Consider the following 16,517-nt stretch of genomic DNA (forward strand, 5'->3'; position numbering starts at 1 on the left):
CAGCGTTCTTCGAGTAGTGGATGATGAGTCGGCTCTCGCAGAGGCCGCAGAACAGCGAGCTTTTGAGATAGTGGTTGTGCACTCGTGCCTTCTCACCGGTCAGGCGCGACGCGAACACTTCCTGGCACTTCCGCCATGTGCTCTGGTCAACGAGAGGCGTGTGTCTTCCGGGATAACTCGTGTTCTGGAAGGTGACGATGCCGAGGTAGTACGAGTTGTTGAGGATCTTGTAGAGCTGGCTCGCTGTCAGCGGTCGTGCGGCCCGCTTGGGCGTGGGAGGACTTGTGAGTCCGCGTGCGGTCAGCTCATCGAGGAGCTGGTTGATGGTGTACTTGCCGGTTGCGAATGCCTCGAATGCCCAGCTGATCTGCGGGGCGCGAGCGTCGTCGAGCACGACGGTCCGAACCTCGCGGCCCTCGTCGTTCACAGCTGCGCGGTTGCGGTAGCCGATGGGGGCTCGCCCAGGCGTGCCGCCGGTCTTCGCTTTCTGACTCATGCCCTTGACGACCTCGTTAGCGAGATTGCGCGAGTAGAACTCGGCGATCGAGCTCATGATGCCGTGAAGCAGCATGCCGGACGGCGTCTCATCAATGTTCTCGCTCACGGAGACGAGACGCGCATTTGCCTGTTGGATAGCCAGGTTGATAGTGACATCGTCCGCACGGCTTCGTGCCAATCGGTCGACCTTGTGCACGATGACGAAGTTCACGGGGTTCTCGGCGATGAACTTCAGCATGCGCTGCAGGTCAGGTCGATCAGCGGACCGAGCTGATTCGCCGCGGTCGACGAACTCTTCAACGATCTCGGCGCCGAGCGATTCGGCCTTCCGGCGATTAGCTTCGCGTTGCGCGGGAAGGCTGTAGCCCTCCGGATCGCCGTCGCGCTCGGCCTGTTCTTTAGTCGACACACGTAGGTATGACACCGCGCTCAAGCGGGTTCCGACCGGAGGTGTGAGGGTGGTTGTTGCGTTCATGTAGTCCTCCTTTCTCGCCGCCGTTCGGGCGGACTTGACTCCTTGATTCACGCTCGCTTCGCCTGAGAACTCGAGATGTTTGGCGACGTGGAGTTCGCGCCGTAGACCTCACTCTGTGCGATGTGGCTGTTGCTCTTCGCTGGTGATCGGTATCTGAGGTGGCCCAGGCGGGGCCGGTGGGTTTGTGGTCCGTGGTGGCCCCGCCTGGGTGGGTGCGTCACACGTTCTGTTCGCGGTCGTGGTGGTAGACGTAGACCGTGTCGTCGTCGAGTTCGACGATGGTGAACAGCTCGTTGAGGCGTTCGCGGACCAGCGCCTCGTCCCAGGTGAGGAGGTCGGTGATGTCAGCCCCGGCGTTGTCTTTCACTTCTGCGTTAGCGAGTGCGTGGGGCCATTCGAGGACGTCGGCGAGGTAGTCGCGGGCTTGCTGCCAGGTGTCGTAGTGCCCGATGAACGCGTCGTCGCAGTCTTCGATGAGACGCGGCGTGAGCGCATCGGTGGTGTTGACGTAGAGCAGGTAGATCGCGAAGGCTCGCTGGTCTTCCTCGGAGAGGCTCTCATACTCGTGGAGCAGTCCGTTGGAGGCGTCGCCTTGTGCGGACAGGTACCGGGCCAGTCTGCTGATGAGCGAAGCGGTGACCGCTGGCAACTGCTGCGTGTTGATTATGGGTGTCATATCTTCCCTCCTTTCAGGGTGAGTGATTGATCCGGATGCTCCGTTGTGCAGCACCCGCTTGCGTCACGGCGACGGGGTGATCGCCGTGAAGTTTTGGGCACGGGATGGGCTGAGGAGAGGGACTCGGACGCGGGTTCGTGCGGATCGGCCTGCGTGGTGAGTGACGCGAACGTCGCGCCGGCCAGCTGCGTAGTGGTGGCGGCGTGTCGTCGATATGTGCAGGTTCTCTCCTTCCCATTGACGCTCACTTCGTGTTCGAAGTCGAGAGGCTTCCTGTTGTGGAATTGTCTTCATTACCTGGGGAAAACTCGGTGCCGCCCGAGTTCGCGGTGGGTGCCGGTTGGGCGTGGGGCCAGGCGTCTGGCTGAGCGTCTGGCCCCACGCGTGGACGGTTAGTACTCCTTCCACCGCTCGATAGCGGGGGTGAGTGTGATCTGACTGTCCTTGAGTAGCGTCATGAACAGTCCGAAGTCGCTCTGCCGCCGTGCCAGGTACTCTTCGCGGGCGACGAAGAGGTCTGGGACGTGGGTTTCCGACATGAAGGTCACCGCTTGAGTGGAGGCGGGCCGGTACCCCTCGCGGTCGCCGTACTCGATGTACTCGGCGACGATGATCACGCCCTTAGCTCTGGCGGCTTTGGCGATGAGCTCTCGTTGCCGGGTGAGCGAGTAGTCGCCGACACGGCGGGGTGCCCGGTCGTCTTCCTCGTTGCGGGCCCTCAGGTAGGCGACCCCTGTCCGGTAGGTCTCTCCGAGGTAGTGCTCTTCGTAGATTGATCTGATGTGCATGGTGCGCCTCCTTTCGGCTGAAGCGCCGAAGCCGTCCCCTGTCCGTCTCAGGAACGTCCCCGGTCTGTTTGGTTGTGGATTCCCCACCCGTGAAGGCGGAGCTTGTGCCGCCCCCAAGCTGGGTGGGGCGAAGTCTGTTGTCGGGGCTACTTGTTGAAGACGTGCCACCAGCCGTCGAGGTGAACGACGTCGTAGGTGTCGTGGATGCGTTGGTCGATGACGGCGTGGTTCCAGGTGAGGTGGTCGTCGGGGATGCCCTGTTCGTTCGTGACCTTCTCCACGGCTTCCAGCCAGCCGAGTCCTTCGAGGACGTTGTGGCGGAACTCCGCGAAGGTCTCCCAGGCGTCGGCGTAGCTGTCGTAGAAGTTGTCCAGGATGTCTGGAGCGGCCAGGTCGGTGTCAGGTAGAAGCAGGTAGGCGGCGAAAGAAGCTCCAGCCTCTTCGATGCCGCGGAGGACGCGGAGGGCGTCGTCAGGGTCAGGCAGGGCGGCCAGGGAGCGTTCGGCGGAGGCGGCTGCTTCGGGGCCGAACGGTGCTGGTCCGCGGTCGCGAGGTGGCCCGCCTTCCGGTTCTGAAGGCGGTGGTGTTTCGGGGTTCATGCTTCCTCCTTTCTGGACGCGGGTGCGTGGATGCATTCGGGGTCTCTGATCGTGGCGGTGAGCTGGTCGGGGGTGATGACGCTAAAGAGGCGGCTCGGCAGTCCTGCGTCCGCGGCGATGGCGCGGGTAAGCCGCTGAGTACGCCGCTGGGTGGGCACGATCCAAAGGACTCGGGGGAACACGCCGTGTTCGGTTCGTGCCCGCCCGGTGGCCTTGTAGGCGGCGTAGGTGCGGCACTTCTGGAGGAGGACGGGCAGGCTCTCGGTGCCGCGGTCCACCTCCAGGTACCAGTGGTCGTCGTAGTCCGCGCTCGCGATGGTCGCGAACAGGTCGGGTTTGAGGATGGCGGTCCGCCCCTGCGGGGTGAGGAAGCTTCGCCAGGCGTCTGGTTCGACCTGGAGCTCTTCGACCGTGAGGGTATCGGTAGCGGCGAGCTCGTGCAGGGTGATGGCGGTGTCGGTTATTTGGAGGCTGTGTTCGAGGAAGGGCCAGGCGGGGTCGGCGTAGCGGCGTCGGGGTGAGTTCGTTTTCCTGGTGAGTCGTTCCCCGGCGGCGTCGAGGTGCCAGATGTAGGCCGCGGAGCCGTGCGGGTGGCCGCCCACCCGGCGTTCGAGCCGAGTAATGAGGCGCTGCTGCAGGAGTCGGTCCAGGACGCGGAGGGTGGCGCGGGTGGCAGCGTCTTGGCTCGTGTGTCCGGTGAAGTAGCGGCGGCGGAGGTGGCTCGTGGTGGCGTAGCGGAACTGGGCAAGGAATCCGAGGACGTCGCGGTCCCGGTCGGAGAGCGTCTCCTTAAGCCGTGCAAGCTGGGCTGGGCTGACACGCGATGCGGCGTGGTAACTGTTCATCGGGCGGCCTCGCTTCCTGGTCGCTTGCTCTGGGGCCTAAGGGATCCCGCCGGGGGCGGGATAGTCGGCTCCCGTAAGGAGTTGGGATCGGCGTGAAATCGGCGAAGTCGGGCGGAATCCGTGGAAGTGATCCGATGGGCGATCCGACACCCCCTCGCCTCTTCTAGAGCGCTCATTTCGGGCTCCGTTTCGTGCGCCCGATCGGCTCGTCATCGACCTCGTCACCTTGCCCCTCACCATGTGCGTCGGCCTCCGCCGTCACCCTCTCCGCGGGACGTGGTGCTGCGTCGGGCTTCGCTCCGTAGCGGGCGGACGCTTCGGCGATGACCGCGTCGGCGGAGGAGACCGCTTTCGGAGGCGGCAGGACGCGGCCGGAGAACCAGCCGGTGCGGGTGCCGTGGTGCTGCAGGCTGGTGTAGATCTCGTAGGGCGGGAGCCGGGAGAAGTCCTCGGCATCGAGACCAGTGAGACGAGCGGCGGTCTTCGCTTCGGCATCTTCTTGGCCGAACAGAATCTTGTTCCTCGCGTTCGCGTCGATCGCGTCGAGGAGCTTGGCGGGCATCTGGCCGCGGTGCTGGTGAGCCAGATGCCAGGCGGCTCCGAGGGAGCGGGATTGTTCGAGGGCTTCGGCGAGGTCGCCGAGGTGAAGGAAATTCTGCGCCTCGTCGATGTAGATGCTCACCGGTGCACGCTGCTCCTTCGGGGCGGCGGAGCGGGCTTGGATGAGCTGCCATAGCTGCGCCACCACGAGGGATCCGAGCAGCGACGCCGTCTGGATACCGAGCAACCCCTTGTTCAGGCTGACGATCAGGATGCGGCGCTTGTCGAACAGATCCTCCAGCCGGAAGGTGGGGTTCGTCTGCTCCAAGACAGCGCGAACCCCGGGTCGTAGGAGGAACTGGCGGAGCCGGGTCATGACGGGGCCGACAGCGTTGGCCTGCTGGCCCGGGCTCTTCTGCTCGTACTGCGCCCAAAAGTCCAGCAGCGACGGATCCTCCACCCGCGCAAGCACCGACCGGCGATACCTGTCATCCGTGAGGAGCTTTGGGAGCGCGGCGAGCGACGCATCGGGGGCGTACGTCAGGGTCAAGAACGAGGCGTGCAGCGTGTCGGCGGTCAGAGGACCGAAGGCGTTCGGGAAGAGGCCGCGGAACAGGTCGAGCATGATCTCCGCCACCAGTGGGCGACGCTCGTCACCGTCGAGCCCGGTGAGGCCGGCGAACGGGTTGATCCCCGCGGGTCGGTCCATGAACGGATCCACGATTGCCACCTCACCCGTGCGGTGCTCCGGGATAAGCGACAGAGTGTCCATCGCGAGGTCACGCTTCGGATCGATGACCACCACCGACCGGCCGGCGTCGATGTCCGCCTTGATGAGGTGCAGTAGCAGCGTGCTCTTTCCCGCTCCGGTCGGGCCGTAGACGTGCGTGTGCCGGAGGGCGTCCTCGATCCGGATGCCGATGGCTGCGGTCGAGCCTGGGGCGGTCGCCGTGGCGAAGACGCGTTCCTTTGCTCCGGTGAAGCCGGTTGGTGGTGGGACGATCTTGGGGTGTCGGCTGGGCAGGCCCGGCAGGTCGCCGTCCTGGATGGGCCAGGCCAATAGCGGCAGGAGTTCTTCGGACGTGAGCGCGAGGGGCTGGCGGAGCGGGACAAGGCCGGCGTCGAGGTTGGCGGGGTTCTTCGTGGTGAGGGAGATATTCACGCCGCTGGACTGCAGGGTGCGGATGGCCGCGAGCAAACTGTGGACGAGCAGACGCCGCCGAACCGGCGAGGGGCTGGTGACCCCGATGCGCACGACGGCACGGAACCGGTACTGGGCGAGCTTGTCCTGCATGCGGGAGCGCACCGCCGTCGACGCAGGCGCCGCACCACGTAGCAGCAACCCTGCGAGCGAGGTGCTCGGGTCCGGCGCTGTGGTGGGCAGCATCTCGGGGGCCAGCGCCCTACCGAGCACGACTTGGAGGACGAGGACATCATCCTTACCCGTCGCCCCTGACAGTGCCGCCAGCACCGCACGCAGAGTCTGTCCATGCGTGTCGGTCGACAACGCCAGGTGACGGCCAGTGATGCGGATCCGTCCGGCCCGTTCGACGACGGCGCGCGGTTCGACGGGGGCCGCGACCGTGAGACCGGGGATGAGACGGCGCAGGGTCGACATCGCGGCCGAGAGGTCGGTGGGGTCGCCGCCGATGAGATGCCGCGTCTTTCCGGCCTCGGTGCGAGCTTCCCAGACGAGGCCGCCACGCGCAGGGTCGGCCGCGAGGGCACGGAGGAAGCCGAGCAGCTGCTGCTCGTCGATGGGCGGCTGGAAGTGAAGTTCGCGCCACTGGGTCATGAGTCGCTCCCTTCCGTGTCGGCTTCGGGTGCGTCGTCATTGGGCTGGACGGTCGATGGCGTTGAGGCGTCAGGCCCACGGTGTTCGCGTTCTTGCATGGCGGCGTGTTCGAGGAGGGCGCGGGCGAGCTTGTCGTAGTCGGGATGCTCGCGGCGTTCGCCCACCACACGGATGCGGTACTGGCGGCGAGGGCGTCCCCGTCCTCGCTTCGGTGACGATGACCGGCTCATGAGCGGCCCCCTACCGGAACCACCGGTCGCGACGGTACCGGAGGACGATCACCGTCACGGTGATCACGACTGCGAGGACGACGGCGAGGAGCAGCCACACCCATATCTGCTGGATGAGCCACACGGCCAGCCACAACAGGAACGCGGCGAACGCCACCATCCCGCAGGCCGACACGAACCGGCCGAGCAAGGTCTTCTCGGATGAGGACATCAGGAACCTCCGAAGGGATGAATGACAGCTGGATCAGGTCAGGCACAGTCGGACTCCGAACGCGGGTCGAGGTCGCGGGACGGCAGGCCGTCGCTGGGGACGGGGTAGCCGGGGATGCGGACGTCGGACTCGACCTCGTTGCCCCAGATGTCCCAGCCATAGGTGGGCCGGCGGGCGAACAGCTCGAGGTAGGGGCCGGGGCTGAGGCGCTCGATCATGACGTGGACTTCCTCCGGCTTGTGGGAGTGGTCCTGCCTGGGCAGCATCGTGAAGCTGCGCTGCCCGCGGAACTTGACGGGGAGCTTTCCGCGGACGCCGAGCAGCAGCGTCTCGTGGGCGTGGCGGAAGTACTGGCCGAGGCCCATTTGGTCTTTGCCCCAGACGAACTCGTCCTTGAACTCGAACCCCCACGCCCGCATAACGTCCTCGGCTACGTACCTGGTTGCGGGGTAGCACCAGAGGTAGAGATGGGCGTTGTCCTCGGCGAGGTCGGCCACGGGCATCGCCCTTATGGCTTCGAGGCTCATAAGTGGGTATTTCGTCCCGGCGCCGAGCTTGCCCTCCTGCCCTGCCTTCCAGGGTGGATCGGCGAGGATCGTCTGGTAGCGGCGCCGATTGTTCGGCGGCGGGCCTTCGAGGTTCTTCTCCGGGGTATCGGGGTGATCAGTGTTGCTATTGGTGGTGTGCATGGAACCCTCCTTCCTGCAGCGGTCTTGTTCATTCGCCGGGCGCGATGACGCGGGGTCCGGCGGCTGCCCCATCACGTATGAGGCATGAGGTTCGAATCGCCAACTGTCCGATCGGGATCAACAGGGGTAGAGAAAGCCCGGGGCGGTGCAATCCAGGAACGTCCTGATGTCACCGCCCCGGGCTATCCGATCGATCAGTCCCTCGGGATCTCGCCACGGGCGATGAATGACTCCCGGATAAAGGCCTTGCGGGCCTCGTGTGCTTCGGCGCCGAGCGCGGCGGACAGGTCGAGGATCGTGCGGCGGAGTTCCGCCTGGGTGCGGTCCAGCTCAGCCTCGATCGTGGCGATTCGCTCCTCACGGCGAGAGCGGACCCATGCGGTGAAAGCCTGGTAGTTCTGCACACCCGTGATGATGAGGCCACGAGCCAGTACGGGCCGAAGATCGCGACGGCGAAGATCATGAACGTGCTCATGATCACGACCACCGTCGGATCGCTGCCGCGGCCCCCAGCGTGTAGGAGTCGACGATTTCGCGGTATCGGGCTTCGCCGAGCGGGGCGACCGTGATGAGGTGCTGCTCCAGCGCCGTCAACGCTCCGACATGCTCCAGGGCGGTGTGGGTCAAGAACGCCCGCCCGTCTTCGGTGAGCTTCGCGACGATTGCGCGGGTCTGCACCCGCTCGACCTCGCGTCGCGTCTGTCGCTGCAGGCCGAGGCTCAGCTGCGACAGGCCGGATGATGCGCTGCCACCGAACGGTGACAGTTCCTTGCTCGTTTCGAACATCTGATTTTTCCTTCTTCTGTACGTGGACTGCGGTGGATGGTTCGCTGGTTCGAGAGGTCCGTGTCGAGGGGGTGTCGGCACGGACCTCTCGCTAGACCGAGTGGATCGCCTACTCGCGGGTGCTCGGTGCCAAGGGCTCGGTGTCGAGTTCATCGACGTCGAACGGATACGTCTCTGCGAGTCGGGAGGCGATGGGGTCGAAGGCGTTGTCCGGAGATGCCCTTCCGGGGATAGGCCATGAAGTTGCCATCGTTTCGGTCCTTTCGATTGGTCAATGGGGGCTCTTACGTCGGTCAGCTAACACGGCAGATCGACGCTCGCAACCAGCGGCGCATGTGTCGTTGTGTCGGCTGTCGTGTCTCCGATGTGTCGCTGATGTGGAGTTGAAAACGCAATGAGAAAGCCCGCATCCGTGGTTGGATGCGGGCTGGTGGCCCAAGATGATTTGCGGTTTGTGTCGTGCTTGTGCTTCGGATGTCAGCGTTTCTTTGAGACCTGTTTAAGATCGGCGGCGCGAGCGAGTTCGTAGGTGTCGCGGCTGAACGCAGGGTGGTTGAACCCCTGCCACCCAGTAGGCAGACCGTTGATGTAGTAGCCGCGATCGGATTCGCGACTCCTCCACCCTGCGATCTGTCCGGCAAGCGGTCCGTCTTGTTCCGGTCGCTCTCCCCAGAAGGTGATGTCCACACCATCCCCCGTGTCCGTTGCTGTGCGCAGGAAGAGTCCAGTTCTGTCGCGGGCGTCGTATCGTGCCCCTTCGGTGATCCCGATGATGGCCGTCAGGTACTCCTCGAAGGTCGGGCACGCCAGGGCGGCGCGGCCTTCCATGAGCCAGACGAAGACGAAGTCCAGCACGCACCGGAGCTCGCTCTCCGGGTGCTCGATTCCGCGAGCTATGGCGTTCCGGGCGAACTCGGTGTCGTCGAACTCTTCGTCGAAGAACTGGTGGAAAGCCTCAACGGCGGCGAAGACGCGTTCGTGACGGTCGAGCACTTGGTAGGCGCGAGGCCAGTCCCCGAAACGTGTCCGTGTCGTGTCGTACTTTGGGTTTTGGGCCATGGGGTGGCCTCCCTTCAATGAGGGGCCACCCTCGGGTGCGTATTATACAACTAATGATAATCATTGTCAATAGGTGGTGCTGTTGTATGCTCTCGCCATGGGGCGAGGCTGGGGCGGCGAAGAAGCATTTCGCATCCGGTTTCAACTCGCCTCGCTCGTTACGGGACTGGCGCCAAATTCGGCGGCTGCACGCTCGCCTTCGGTCGCTCAGACCACAATGGCTGCGACGCCAACCCTCAACACTGTTGTCCGCAGCCGCTCTGGGCTTGGCGCGGACTGGACCGATGACGACACCTGGGCCTTGTTCTGCCACGTGGTCCAGGGCTCTGAAAGCGCGGAGCCCGGAATATTGGCCGCAAGGGAGATGCTGGGATGGGGGCCCGAGAGTGACGCGGGCGACAGCGTGGCGGACAAGAAGGAACGCGCGATTCGGCATCTTGGCCGGGATCAATCTGGGGAGAGCATCCGCTTCAAGAAAGACGAAACTCGCGGTCACTACATCGAAGACGGTGGGGCACTGGCGGAGATCGTCGACGCCCTCGGTGAACTCCTGTTCGAGGCCTGCGCCGAGGAGCGGCTCAAAGCGTTCCACTCGGAACACCACCGCGCCCCAGAGCCCACTGCGCATCCGACTCATCGCGAGAATCGCGACCAACTAGACGATCCGGAGCCATGGGCCCTGGGCGACGCCACGTCATCCCAATCTGCTACGGAAGGGGCCGCGCACCAGAGTCCGGTCGGTGCTCCGACGCCCGATGACGCCGTTCTACAAACTGAAGCACCCTCCGCGCCTGATGACTGCGCCCAAAGTGCCCGCAGGAAACTGAAGAAGCGCAAGCGGCTCCTTCTGTGGTGGACAACAGGAGCGGTCGCTGTGCTCGGCCTTACTGTCCCGGTCGTAATCGCGATGGCTAATGCCGCGTCGAGCGCTGAGGCGGAGGTGGTGGCTGTGGCTGCCCCAAAGATGGTGAGTGACCTCGACTGGGAGGGTGCTAAGTTCTGGCTCCCCGCCGAGGCGAATTCCTTTGCAGGGCTTCCAACGCCCAACTATGACTGCGCCAACCCTGACGTGCGGAGCTGGCTACTAGCCAACGGCCAGCTGCAGCGCGGCATCGACTTCCGCGTGCGTAACATCGACTCGACCGTCCCGCTCAGTATCGAGAAGGTCACCGCACGCGGTCAGAACTCACCCGCGACGCCCGGCTTCTTCTTCACCTGTGAAGGGGGTACGGGAGGCGACAATGGCGAGATCTCCTACTCGCATCTCGCGCTGGACGCCAGCGACGAGTCGCTGGCCGGATTCACGGGCCGCAAGGCGAGTGACTTTCAACGCACGGTTGCACCGTTCAGCACCGCGGGCATCTATGTCACCCTCGCGGGAGAAGAGGACTTCAGCGGCACCCTGCTCGTCGACACGAGGTCCGGCGCTGACCCAGTTAGGCAGGGGCCGGTTGCAAGCAGCGAAGACCCGACGGAGCCGCTACAGGTCGTCTACCACGGGATGCCCGCTGGCAAGAAGGTCACCGTCCAAGTCGTGCCGATCGGCGCGGAGGGCCAGCTGACACTGTTGTGCGCGACCGACAAAGACACGACGAAGCAGTGCACGCTCGATGAGGCACGTACCTTGATAGCGAAAACATGGGGGCTCGAATGAACGCACGAGGCGTCACCGCGGCTGTTGGTGCTGTTGTCTCGATGCTGCTGGTGTTGAGCGGATGCGCTGCGAAGCCAGACGTCCTGAAGATTGAGAACGTCACCGACGCGCTCGTGGCGGAGGGTGCCGAGGCCAACGGAGTCGCATACTGGCTGCCATCCTCAACGGATTTCTCCACAATGCCGACGGGTGACGTCGGAGACGTGGACCACTGCTCTGCAGCCATGACTTCGTGGCTGGGCGAGCACGCTGAACGTGTGACGTTCCCGCAGAAGGTCCGCTTCACGAACATCAGCAAGGATCCCCAAGTCGTAATGCTGACGACCGACGGGACGCGTCCAGGAGCCGACAGTGACCATGATCAACCCGCCGTCGGAGTCGTATTCCAGTGCGGTCCGCCGTCCCTCACGGGACCTGCGGGCGATGGTGAACTCGAGTGGCACGACGTCATTTACAACGTAACCAAGGATGAGAATAAGGACGCAACCACTGGAGATCAGCAGGGCGCCTTTTCCGTGACTTTGGCGCCCGGCGGGACGGTGGGCGCGTTCATCACTTTCACGGGAGATCAACCGTTCGACGGTCGGCTCCAGGCGTCGAGCTCCGCCATGGATGTGACGAATCAAACCATCCCGATCCTCTCGGGAGCAGCTCCCCAAGAGTCCTTCACCTGGCCCGGCGTGAACTCTGCTGCTGCTGTCCTTGTGTATTTGGATCGAGGGGCGTTGTACTGCCGTGTTGGCCGATCGAATACCGATCGCGGCCAGGCCTGCTCACCCGATCAGATCACAACGCTGACGAACCAGCTGACCGAGATGCGCTCCGACCAAGACGTTCCCCCGTTCCTCAAGAGCAAATGGTGTACGAAATCAGGTGACGAGTGCTTCGACTTGGCCGAGGAACAGAAGGAACACCCGAACCTGTTCATAGGCTGGAACGGAAGCGTGAGCGAGACCGAGGTAACCGGCGTTGGGATCTGCCTCGAAGATGACCTCACGCAGATTCGCGACGGGGTTGTGGATCGAGACTGCTCAGAGTCCATGCGGGTCTCCATCGAGTACTACCCCGTAGGCGTGGGGTGGAACTGCAGTGATGCCTCGTCGAGGGGCTGGGGCGATCTCACGAAATGTGTGCCCGACTACACCAACGACCACGATCTGACTAAAGACCGCATCGTCATCCGCCCCAACCATCAACAGGACGCGGTCTATCACGACATGCCCCCCATGTATCGAGTGGATCAGTAACTGCCGGTGCGCGCGACTCAGTCGACCGGCCCTCTCCGGATCGCGCGATGTGGGGAGTACGGTGGCGCGTGTGAAGTCTCCGGACAGTAGCCAGCTCAAGAACACCACCGCCGGTGTCCTCGCCGCTATCGCAGGGGAGGTTCCGGTACTGGGAGCAATTGTCGGCACCCTTCAAGCGGGGCTCAGCGCGCGACAACGCGAACGTGACGAAGAGTTCTTCGCAATGGTCGCCGCTTCTCAGCGGATGACAGACGAGCGTGTCAAAGCGATCGCAGCGGGAGACGACGACGAGTTCGTCGCCTCCGCGCATCGCATCATTCGCGAAGCTCAGGCCACAGCCGACGAAGGCAAACGACAGCTCTTGGCCTCGGTGCTCGCGAACTCCGGCTCATGGTCGACGATCTCCCTCGATGAGCGAGAGGAACTGCTGCCGACGGTCATTCAGATGACCCCTGTGCAGGTCCGACTCCTCGACTTCCTGGACGACCCGCGCGCCTGGCTTGCCCGGCACGACCTCGAAGTTGAGGCGCAGCCGTATGGGATCAGTAGCCGTGGAGCGATCATCGACAAGTACTTCCGCAACGCAGCCTTGGGCCAGCTAGCAGATGCCGAGACCGTGTCGTATCAAGATCTCGCCGCCGTCGCCGCGGAACTCGAGCGACTCGGGCTTGCAACCCCGAACCTCAACACCATGATGACTCCAAACGGCGCACTCGACTCATGCACCACCCCGCGCGGAAAGCGGATCCTCGCCTACATCCGAGGCTGACTGGCGTGCGCTGGCCAAATCGAGGCCAGGCTGCAGCGGCGGGGATCGCGATGCAGCGCAGAGCACGACCGTACGGACGGTCTGGCTGGTCGTATGCAGTGCCCGAGTTGTCAGACGTCTCGACTTCGCGGCAACCAAGCCGGTACAGCTTGTGGTCGTTGAAGGGTCGCTCCTTGGACTCGGCAAACGCCGGCCGCTGACCTGTTGGTCGGTACAATTCGCGTGGGGTGGCCCCCGTTAGAGGGATCGTTATGCCTTCAGGTACCGAGTTCGTTGATATCTTCTGCCCTTCCTGGTGCTCCGGCGATCACGAGGGTCAAGACCACGCCCAGGATCGTTACCACTTCAGTCCGCAAGTGCTCGTTCCTGTCGTGACGACCGAACGCGGAACTCGACCTGGCGCGGAGGCGACGGAGTTCGCGGTGCTGGCGTCACAACCCGTCGGTCAAGCGACTGATATCTGGGTCGCTGTCGTTGGAGAACGGCAGTTCATCGAGGTCACAGTCGAGAGCGCAGTCCGGCTACACGTCGCGCTCGGTGCTCTCATCGATCAGCTGCGGGGCACCTCGTAACCCGGGGCTCGAACGTCAGCCCGCTGGAGCTTCGCGAAGGAGCTCCAGCGGGTCGACGTTGAGATCTGCCGCCAGGCGTTCCACGGAGCGCAGGCTGAGGTTGCGGAGGCCTTGCTCGATGCCGCCGATGTAGGTGCGGTGGTAGCCGAGGTGCTCGGCGAACTGTTCCTGGCTGAGGCCGAGTGCTTGGCGACGGGCTCGGAGGTTGTGACCGAGTCTGCGTTGAAGCTCGCCTTCCATGCTTTCAAGGCCACCAGGGCGCTACCTATAGGTCTACAGACTTATAAGTGGCAAGACATTGCGGTATGTGCTACTTATGAGTAGCACCACTGCCTTCCTGCCCGCCCGCCACACGCCTTGGGGACCCTCACCATGACCCGACCTCGCCGCCTTCGCCGCGCCCTCACCTTCGTTACTGCCGCCCTGCTCGCCGGCGCGGGCGTGCTCGCGGTGTCACAGCCCGCTGTCGCCGAAACCTCATCCGGCGTAAACGTGAACATCGCAGCGGGCGACCCCGTCTGCACCGGAGACAACGCCGCTGCAGTCACCGTCACCGCGACCCTCGACTCCTCGACGCCCGGCCCGTACCCGACGGGGACGCCGCTCGAGATCTACGTCAACCGCATCCTGTACGACGGGACCCCGGAGGCGCAGATCGACTCCTACGGCGGCACTACTGGCGCGGACGGCACCTACACGGTCGCCGTGCCGCTCGCTTCCGACACGTCGACGGTCATCCAGTACGGCGTGAAGTACAACGGCGATGCGCACTTCTACGGCGATCCCGAGTACACCTTCCCGGATGCCTGCCGCTCCACCCCGGTTCAGGGCCTGACTACCAAGGCATGGAACCTGACGGCGTCCGCCGGTGCGGACGGTGGAACCAGCATCTCCTTCAACTACGCCCTCCGCGACGGCTTCACGGACGGCTGGGTCTACCCCTACGTCTACCCGGGCACCGATGTCGACCACGGTGGCTACCTGTTCACGGACACCCTCCACCTGACCGCCCCCGGTGACCAGGCGTACACGCACACGCTCGACCTCGCCCCCGGCGACTACACCCTTCGCGTCATCGGCAACGTCGAATGCGGCGGCGACTGCAACGGCGAACTCCCCATCGCCGACAACTACCACTTCACCGTCCCCACCAGCACGCCCACGCCGACGCCGACCCCGAGCCCGACCGCGACACTGCCCTCCACCGGCCCGTCCACCCCGACGGCCTCGCTGTCTACCACCACGGTCGCTCCGGATGGTCGGGTGACCGTCACCGCCAGCGGCCTGGCGCCGAGCGAACCCGTCGAGCTCTGGCTGCACTCCACGCCGATCAAGCTGTGGAGCGGTACGGCCAACGCAGACGGCACGCTCACGCAGACCGTCACCATCCCGACGGGCATCGACATCGGTAAGCACCAGGTCGAGGTCCGCGGCGCGACCACCGGTTCGCTCTGGCTCGACCTCACCGTCACCGCCACGCTCGCCGCCACCGGGTTCGACCCGGTTGCCGCCGGCGTCGGGGGAGGAGCGGGGCTCCTGCTCTCTGCGGGCGGAATCGCCACGCTGCTGCTGGCGCGTCGTCGCCGGGTGCTCCGCTCGTGATCGCCTACGCCGCCGAGGAAGGTTCAGTGATCTTCCAAGCCGACCCCGCCTGGATGCTGCTTGTCGTGATCTGCGGGCTCTTCTGCCTCGCCGCGCTCGTCCTCGCGGTCATGGGTATCGTGCATGGAACGCGTCGGCGTCAGCTCGTGGCGTCCATCTTTGGATGGACGGGCGTCGCCTTCGCCCTCTTCGCGGCGCTGGCGCTCGTGTCCTTCCCGATAGCGCTCGTCGGTGCATTCCCGTTCGTGCTGTTCGCGCCTTTCGTCGCGCTGCTGTCGATCATCGGGCTGGTTGCGGGGATCCTCTCGCTTGCGCTCTCGCTAGGGAAGGCTGCGGTACTGACTGCGTGACCTCAACCACCGAAGAGTAGGTCCCCGACCGACCACTGGTCGGGGGCCGACTCCTTTGTCGTCGGCGGCGGGTGAGTCATCCCTCCCTTGGGCTGGGATAGGCGTCGACGACGCCTCAGTTGCGATTTAGTCCGTGTCGGATTGAGTCCAACGCCGTCTTGAAGTGGCTCTCGGCTGCGTTGATATCTCGCGTCGGTGAGGCCCGGTCGAACACGCGCAGCAGCGAGAAGCGGAAGTTCGACGGCTGAAGGTTGCGAAGCTCGACGTTGCCACCGTGCCCATTGGTTGCGTAGGCGCTCCATCGCTGGCGGATGCTATCCGCACCGTCCGCCTTGCCGACGTACTGGCGCCCATCGCTGGTGTCGGTGATGAGGTAGATCCCAGCCACGGACGACAGGGCTGTGCGCCAGGATGCATAACGGTGCTCACGCATCACGGCCTGTAGCTGCGTATGACTGAGGACGAGCCGGTCGAACCCTGGAAATGGGATCGGCTCCGCGTCCGAGATCCCCACGACTGGATACTCTGCGGCTGTCGTGGCGTTCATCCGCCAGGTGCGTGGTGACCGCCAGCCGATGACGAGTCTGTTGCGCAAGTCCGACAGATGCTCCGTCTCGATCAAGTCGAAGGTCCGGAGGATCCCGTTTCGCGCGATCTCGCCGCGATTCTCTACCACCGACCAAAGGCGTGCCTGGTCACCGCCTTCACGGATGAACACCACCCAGAGCGGCGGCGGGACGGCTGGAAACCGGCGCACGTCGGTCGACTGGTTCCTCGTGTAGTCGAGGATCTCAGCGTGCGTTGAATCCGCATGCAGCCCGGTCAGCCCACTCTCTTCCGACTCCTGCGCGAAGGCGTGGCGGATGACCAGCGCCTGGCTGGGGTCGACACCGGCGTCGACGAGGAGCGGACGGAGAGTCAGGGGCATCGAGGATCATCCTTGTCGATCAACTCCGGCGCGACATGGCACGCCCGACACGCTGGACGACGTCGCCGACGCCACTTCACGGTTCTAGAACATCGTTCGTCGCGGCAACCGATGCCGTTCAGCGGCGTCTGGGCAGGCGTGATCACAAGTCAGCGGTATTGGATCTCACCGGGCGGGACTCTAGAGGATCCCCGGGACCGAGCT

Annotated in this window: 19 protein-coding genes; 6 read left to right on the forward strand and 13 right to left on the reverse strand. The window is 64.5% G+C overall.

Annotated features, from left to right (window positions below; all coding sequences use genetic code 11):
- The 11 genes from I5I_RS09300 to I5I_RS09355 form a co-directional block, all read right to left on the reverse strand.
- Positions 1 to 973 (reverse strand): recombinase family protein (locus I5I_RS09300; protein ID WP_036318649.1); only part of this gene is annotated, 973 nt, incomplete at its 3' end.
- 217 nt (positions 974 to 1,190) lie between these two features.
- Positions 1,191 to 1,649, reverse strand: a complete 459-nt coding sequence (locus I5I_RS09305; protein WP_036318612.1) for a hypothetical protein — start codon at positions 1,647 to 1,649, stop codon at positions 1,191 to 1,193.
- 392 nt (positions 1,650 to 2,041) lie between these two features.
- Positions 2,042 to 2,437 carry a recombinase family protein gene (locus tag I5I_RS09310; RefSeq protein ID WP_036318614.1) on the reverse strand — a complete coding sequence of 132 codons (396 nt, stop codon included), beginning with the start codon at positions 2,435 to 2,437 and terminating at the stop codon, positions 2,042 to 2,044.
- A 146-nt stretch (positions 2,438 to 2,583) separates the two neighbouring features.
- Positions 2,584 to 3,036 carry a hypothetical protein gene (locus I5I_RS09315; RefSeq protein ID WP_036318617.1) on the reverse strand — a complete coding sequence of 151 codons (453 nt, stop codon included), beginning with the start codon at positions 3,034 to 3,036 and terminating at the stop codon, positions 2,584 to 2,586.
- Positions 3,033 to 3,881, reverse strand: coding sequence for a replication-relaxation family protein (locus tag I5I_RS09320; RefSeq protein ID WP_051039543.1), 849 nt, complete (start codon positions 3,879 to 3,881; stop codon positions 3,033 to 3,035). Before I5I_RS09320 ends, I5I_RS09315 begins: the two co-directional genes overlap by 4 nt.
- Positions 3,882 to 4,053: 172 nt before the next feature.
- Complete coding sequence (locus tag I5I_RS09330; protein WP_051039544.1) at positions 4,054 to 6,216, reverse strand: type IV secretory system conjugative DNA transfer family protein; 2,163 nt, start codon at positions 6,214 to 6,216, stop codon at positions 4,054 to 4,056.
- Positions 6,217 to 6,456: 240 nt separating this feature from the next.
- Positions 6,457 to 6,657: a hypothetical protein gene (locus I5I_RS09335; RefSeq protein WP_036318622.1), complete on the reverse strand. Its 201-nt coding sequence runs from the start codon at positions 6,655 to 6,657 to the stop codon at positions 6,457 to 6,459.
- Between the two features lie 38 nt (positions 6,658 to 6,695).
- Positions 6,696 to 7,346, reverse strand: coding sequence for an MT-A70 family methyltransferase (locus I5I_RS09340; protein ID WP_083867982.1), 651 nt, complete (start codon positions 7,344 to 7,346; stop codon positions 6,696 to 6,698).
- Positions 7,347 to 7,540: 194 nt separating this feature from the next.
- A complete protein-coding gene (locus I5I_RS09345) occupies positions 7,541 to 7,750 on the reverse strand; it encodes a hypothetical protein (protein WP_036318625.1) in 210 nt (69 codons plus the stop codon).
- A gap of 73 nt (positions 7,751 to 7,823) precedes the next feature.
- A complete protein-coding gene (locus tag I5I_RS09350) occupies positions 7,824 to 8,132 on the reverse strand; it encodes a hypothetical protein (RefSeq protein WP_051039545.1) in 309 nt (102 codons plus the stop codon).
- Between the two features lie 477 nt (positions 8,133 to 8,609).
- The gene (locus I5I_RS09355) at positions 8,610 to 9,125 is read right to left on the reverse strand and encodes a hypothetical protein (protein ID WP_036318627.1); all 516 of its coding nucleotides are present in this window, start codon (positions 9,123 to 9,125) and stop codon (positions 8,610 to 8,612) included.
- 139 nt (positions 9,126 to 9,264) lie between these two features.
- On the opposite strand from I5I_RS09355, the gene I5I_RS09360 reads away from it, so the two are divergent.
- From I5I_RS09360 to I5I_RS17955, 4 genes are all read left to right on the forward strand, one after another.
- Complete coding sequence (locus tag I5I_RS09360; protein WP_148285523.1) at positions 9,265 to 10,845, forward strand: hypothetical protein; 1,581 nt, start codon at positions 9,265 to 9,267, stop codon at positions 10,843 to 10,845.
- The gene (locus I5I_RS09365; protein WP_148285524.1) at positions 10,842 to 12,092 is read left to right on the forward strand and encodes a hypothetical protein; all 1,251 of its coding nucleotides are present in this window, start codon (positions 10,842 to 10,844) and stop codon (positions 12,090 to 12,092) included. Before I5I_RS09360 ends, I5I_RS09365 begins: the two co-directional genes overlap by 4 nt.
- A gap of 70 nt (positions 12,093 to 12,162) precedes the next feature.
- Complete coding sequence (locus tag I5I_RS09370) at positions 12,163 to 12,861, forward strand: hypothetical protein (protein ID WP_148285525.1); 699 nt, start codon at positions 12,163 to 12,165, stop codon at positions 12,859 to 12,861.
- 251 nt (positions 12,862 to 13,112) lie between these two features.
- Positions 13,113 to 13,433, forward strand: a complete 321-nt coding sequence (locus I5I_RS17955; protein ID WP_374699909.1) for a DUF6907 domain-containing protein — start codon at positions 13,113 to 13,115, stop codon at positions 13,431 to 13,433.
- A 15-nt stretch (positions 13,434 to 13,448) separates the two neighbouring features.
- Here the strand turns inward: I5I_RS17955 and I5I_RS09380 are convergent, their stop codons facing one another.
- On the reverse strand, positions 13,449 to 13,673 hold the full coding sequence (locus I5I_RS09380; protein WP_036318640.1) for a helix-turn-helix domain-containing protein: 225 nt from the start codon (positions 13,671 to 13,673) through the stop codon (positions 13,449 to 13,451).
- Positions 13,674 to 13,805: 132 nt separating this feature from the next.
- Here I5I_RS09380 and I5I_RS09385 point away from each other — a divergent pair, with 132 nt between their 5' ends.
- Both I5I_RS09385 and I5I_RS09390 read left to right on the forward strand, forming a co-directional pair.
- Positions 13,806 to 15,035, forward strand: coding sequence for a hypothetical protein (locus I5I_RS09385; protein ID WP_036318642.1), 1,230 nt, complete (start codon positions 13,806 to 13,808; stop codon positions 15,033 to 15,035).
- Entirely contained in the window at positions 15,032 to 15,385 is a 354-nt protein-coding gene (locus I5I_RS09390) for a hypothetical protein (protein ID WP_148285526.1), read from the forward strand. The genes I5I_RS09385 and I5I_RS09390 overlap by 4 nt, the downstream gene beginning before the upstream one ends.
- 115 nt (positions 15,386 to 15,500) lie before the next feature.
- Here the strand turns inward: I5I_RS09390 and I5I_RS09395 are convergent, their stop codons facing one another.
- Positions 15,501 to 16,313, reverse strand: coding sequence for a GIY-YIG nuclease family protein (locus I5I_RS09395; RefSeq protein ID WP_036318646.1), 813 nt, complete (start codon positions 16,311 to 16,313; stop codon positions 15,501 to 15,503).
- Positions 16,314 to 16,517: the final 204 nt, after the last annotated feature.

This window comes from Microbacterium sp. B24 (assembly GCF_000333415.1).
Classification (GTDB): domain Bacteria; phylum Actinomycetota; class Actinomycetes; order Actinomycetales; family Microbacteriaceae; genus Microbacterium.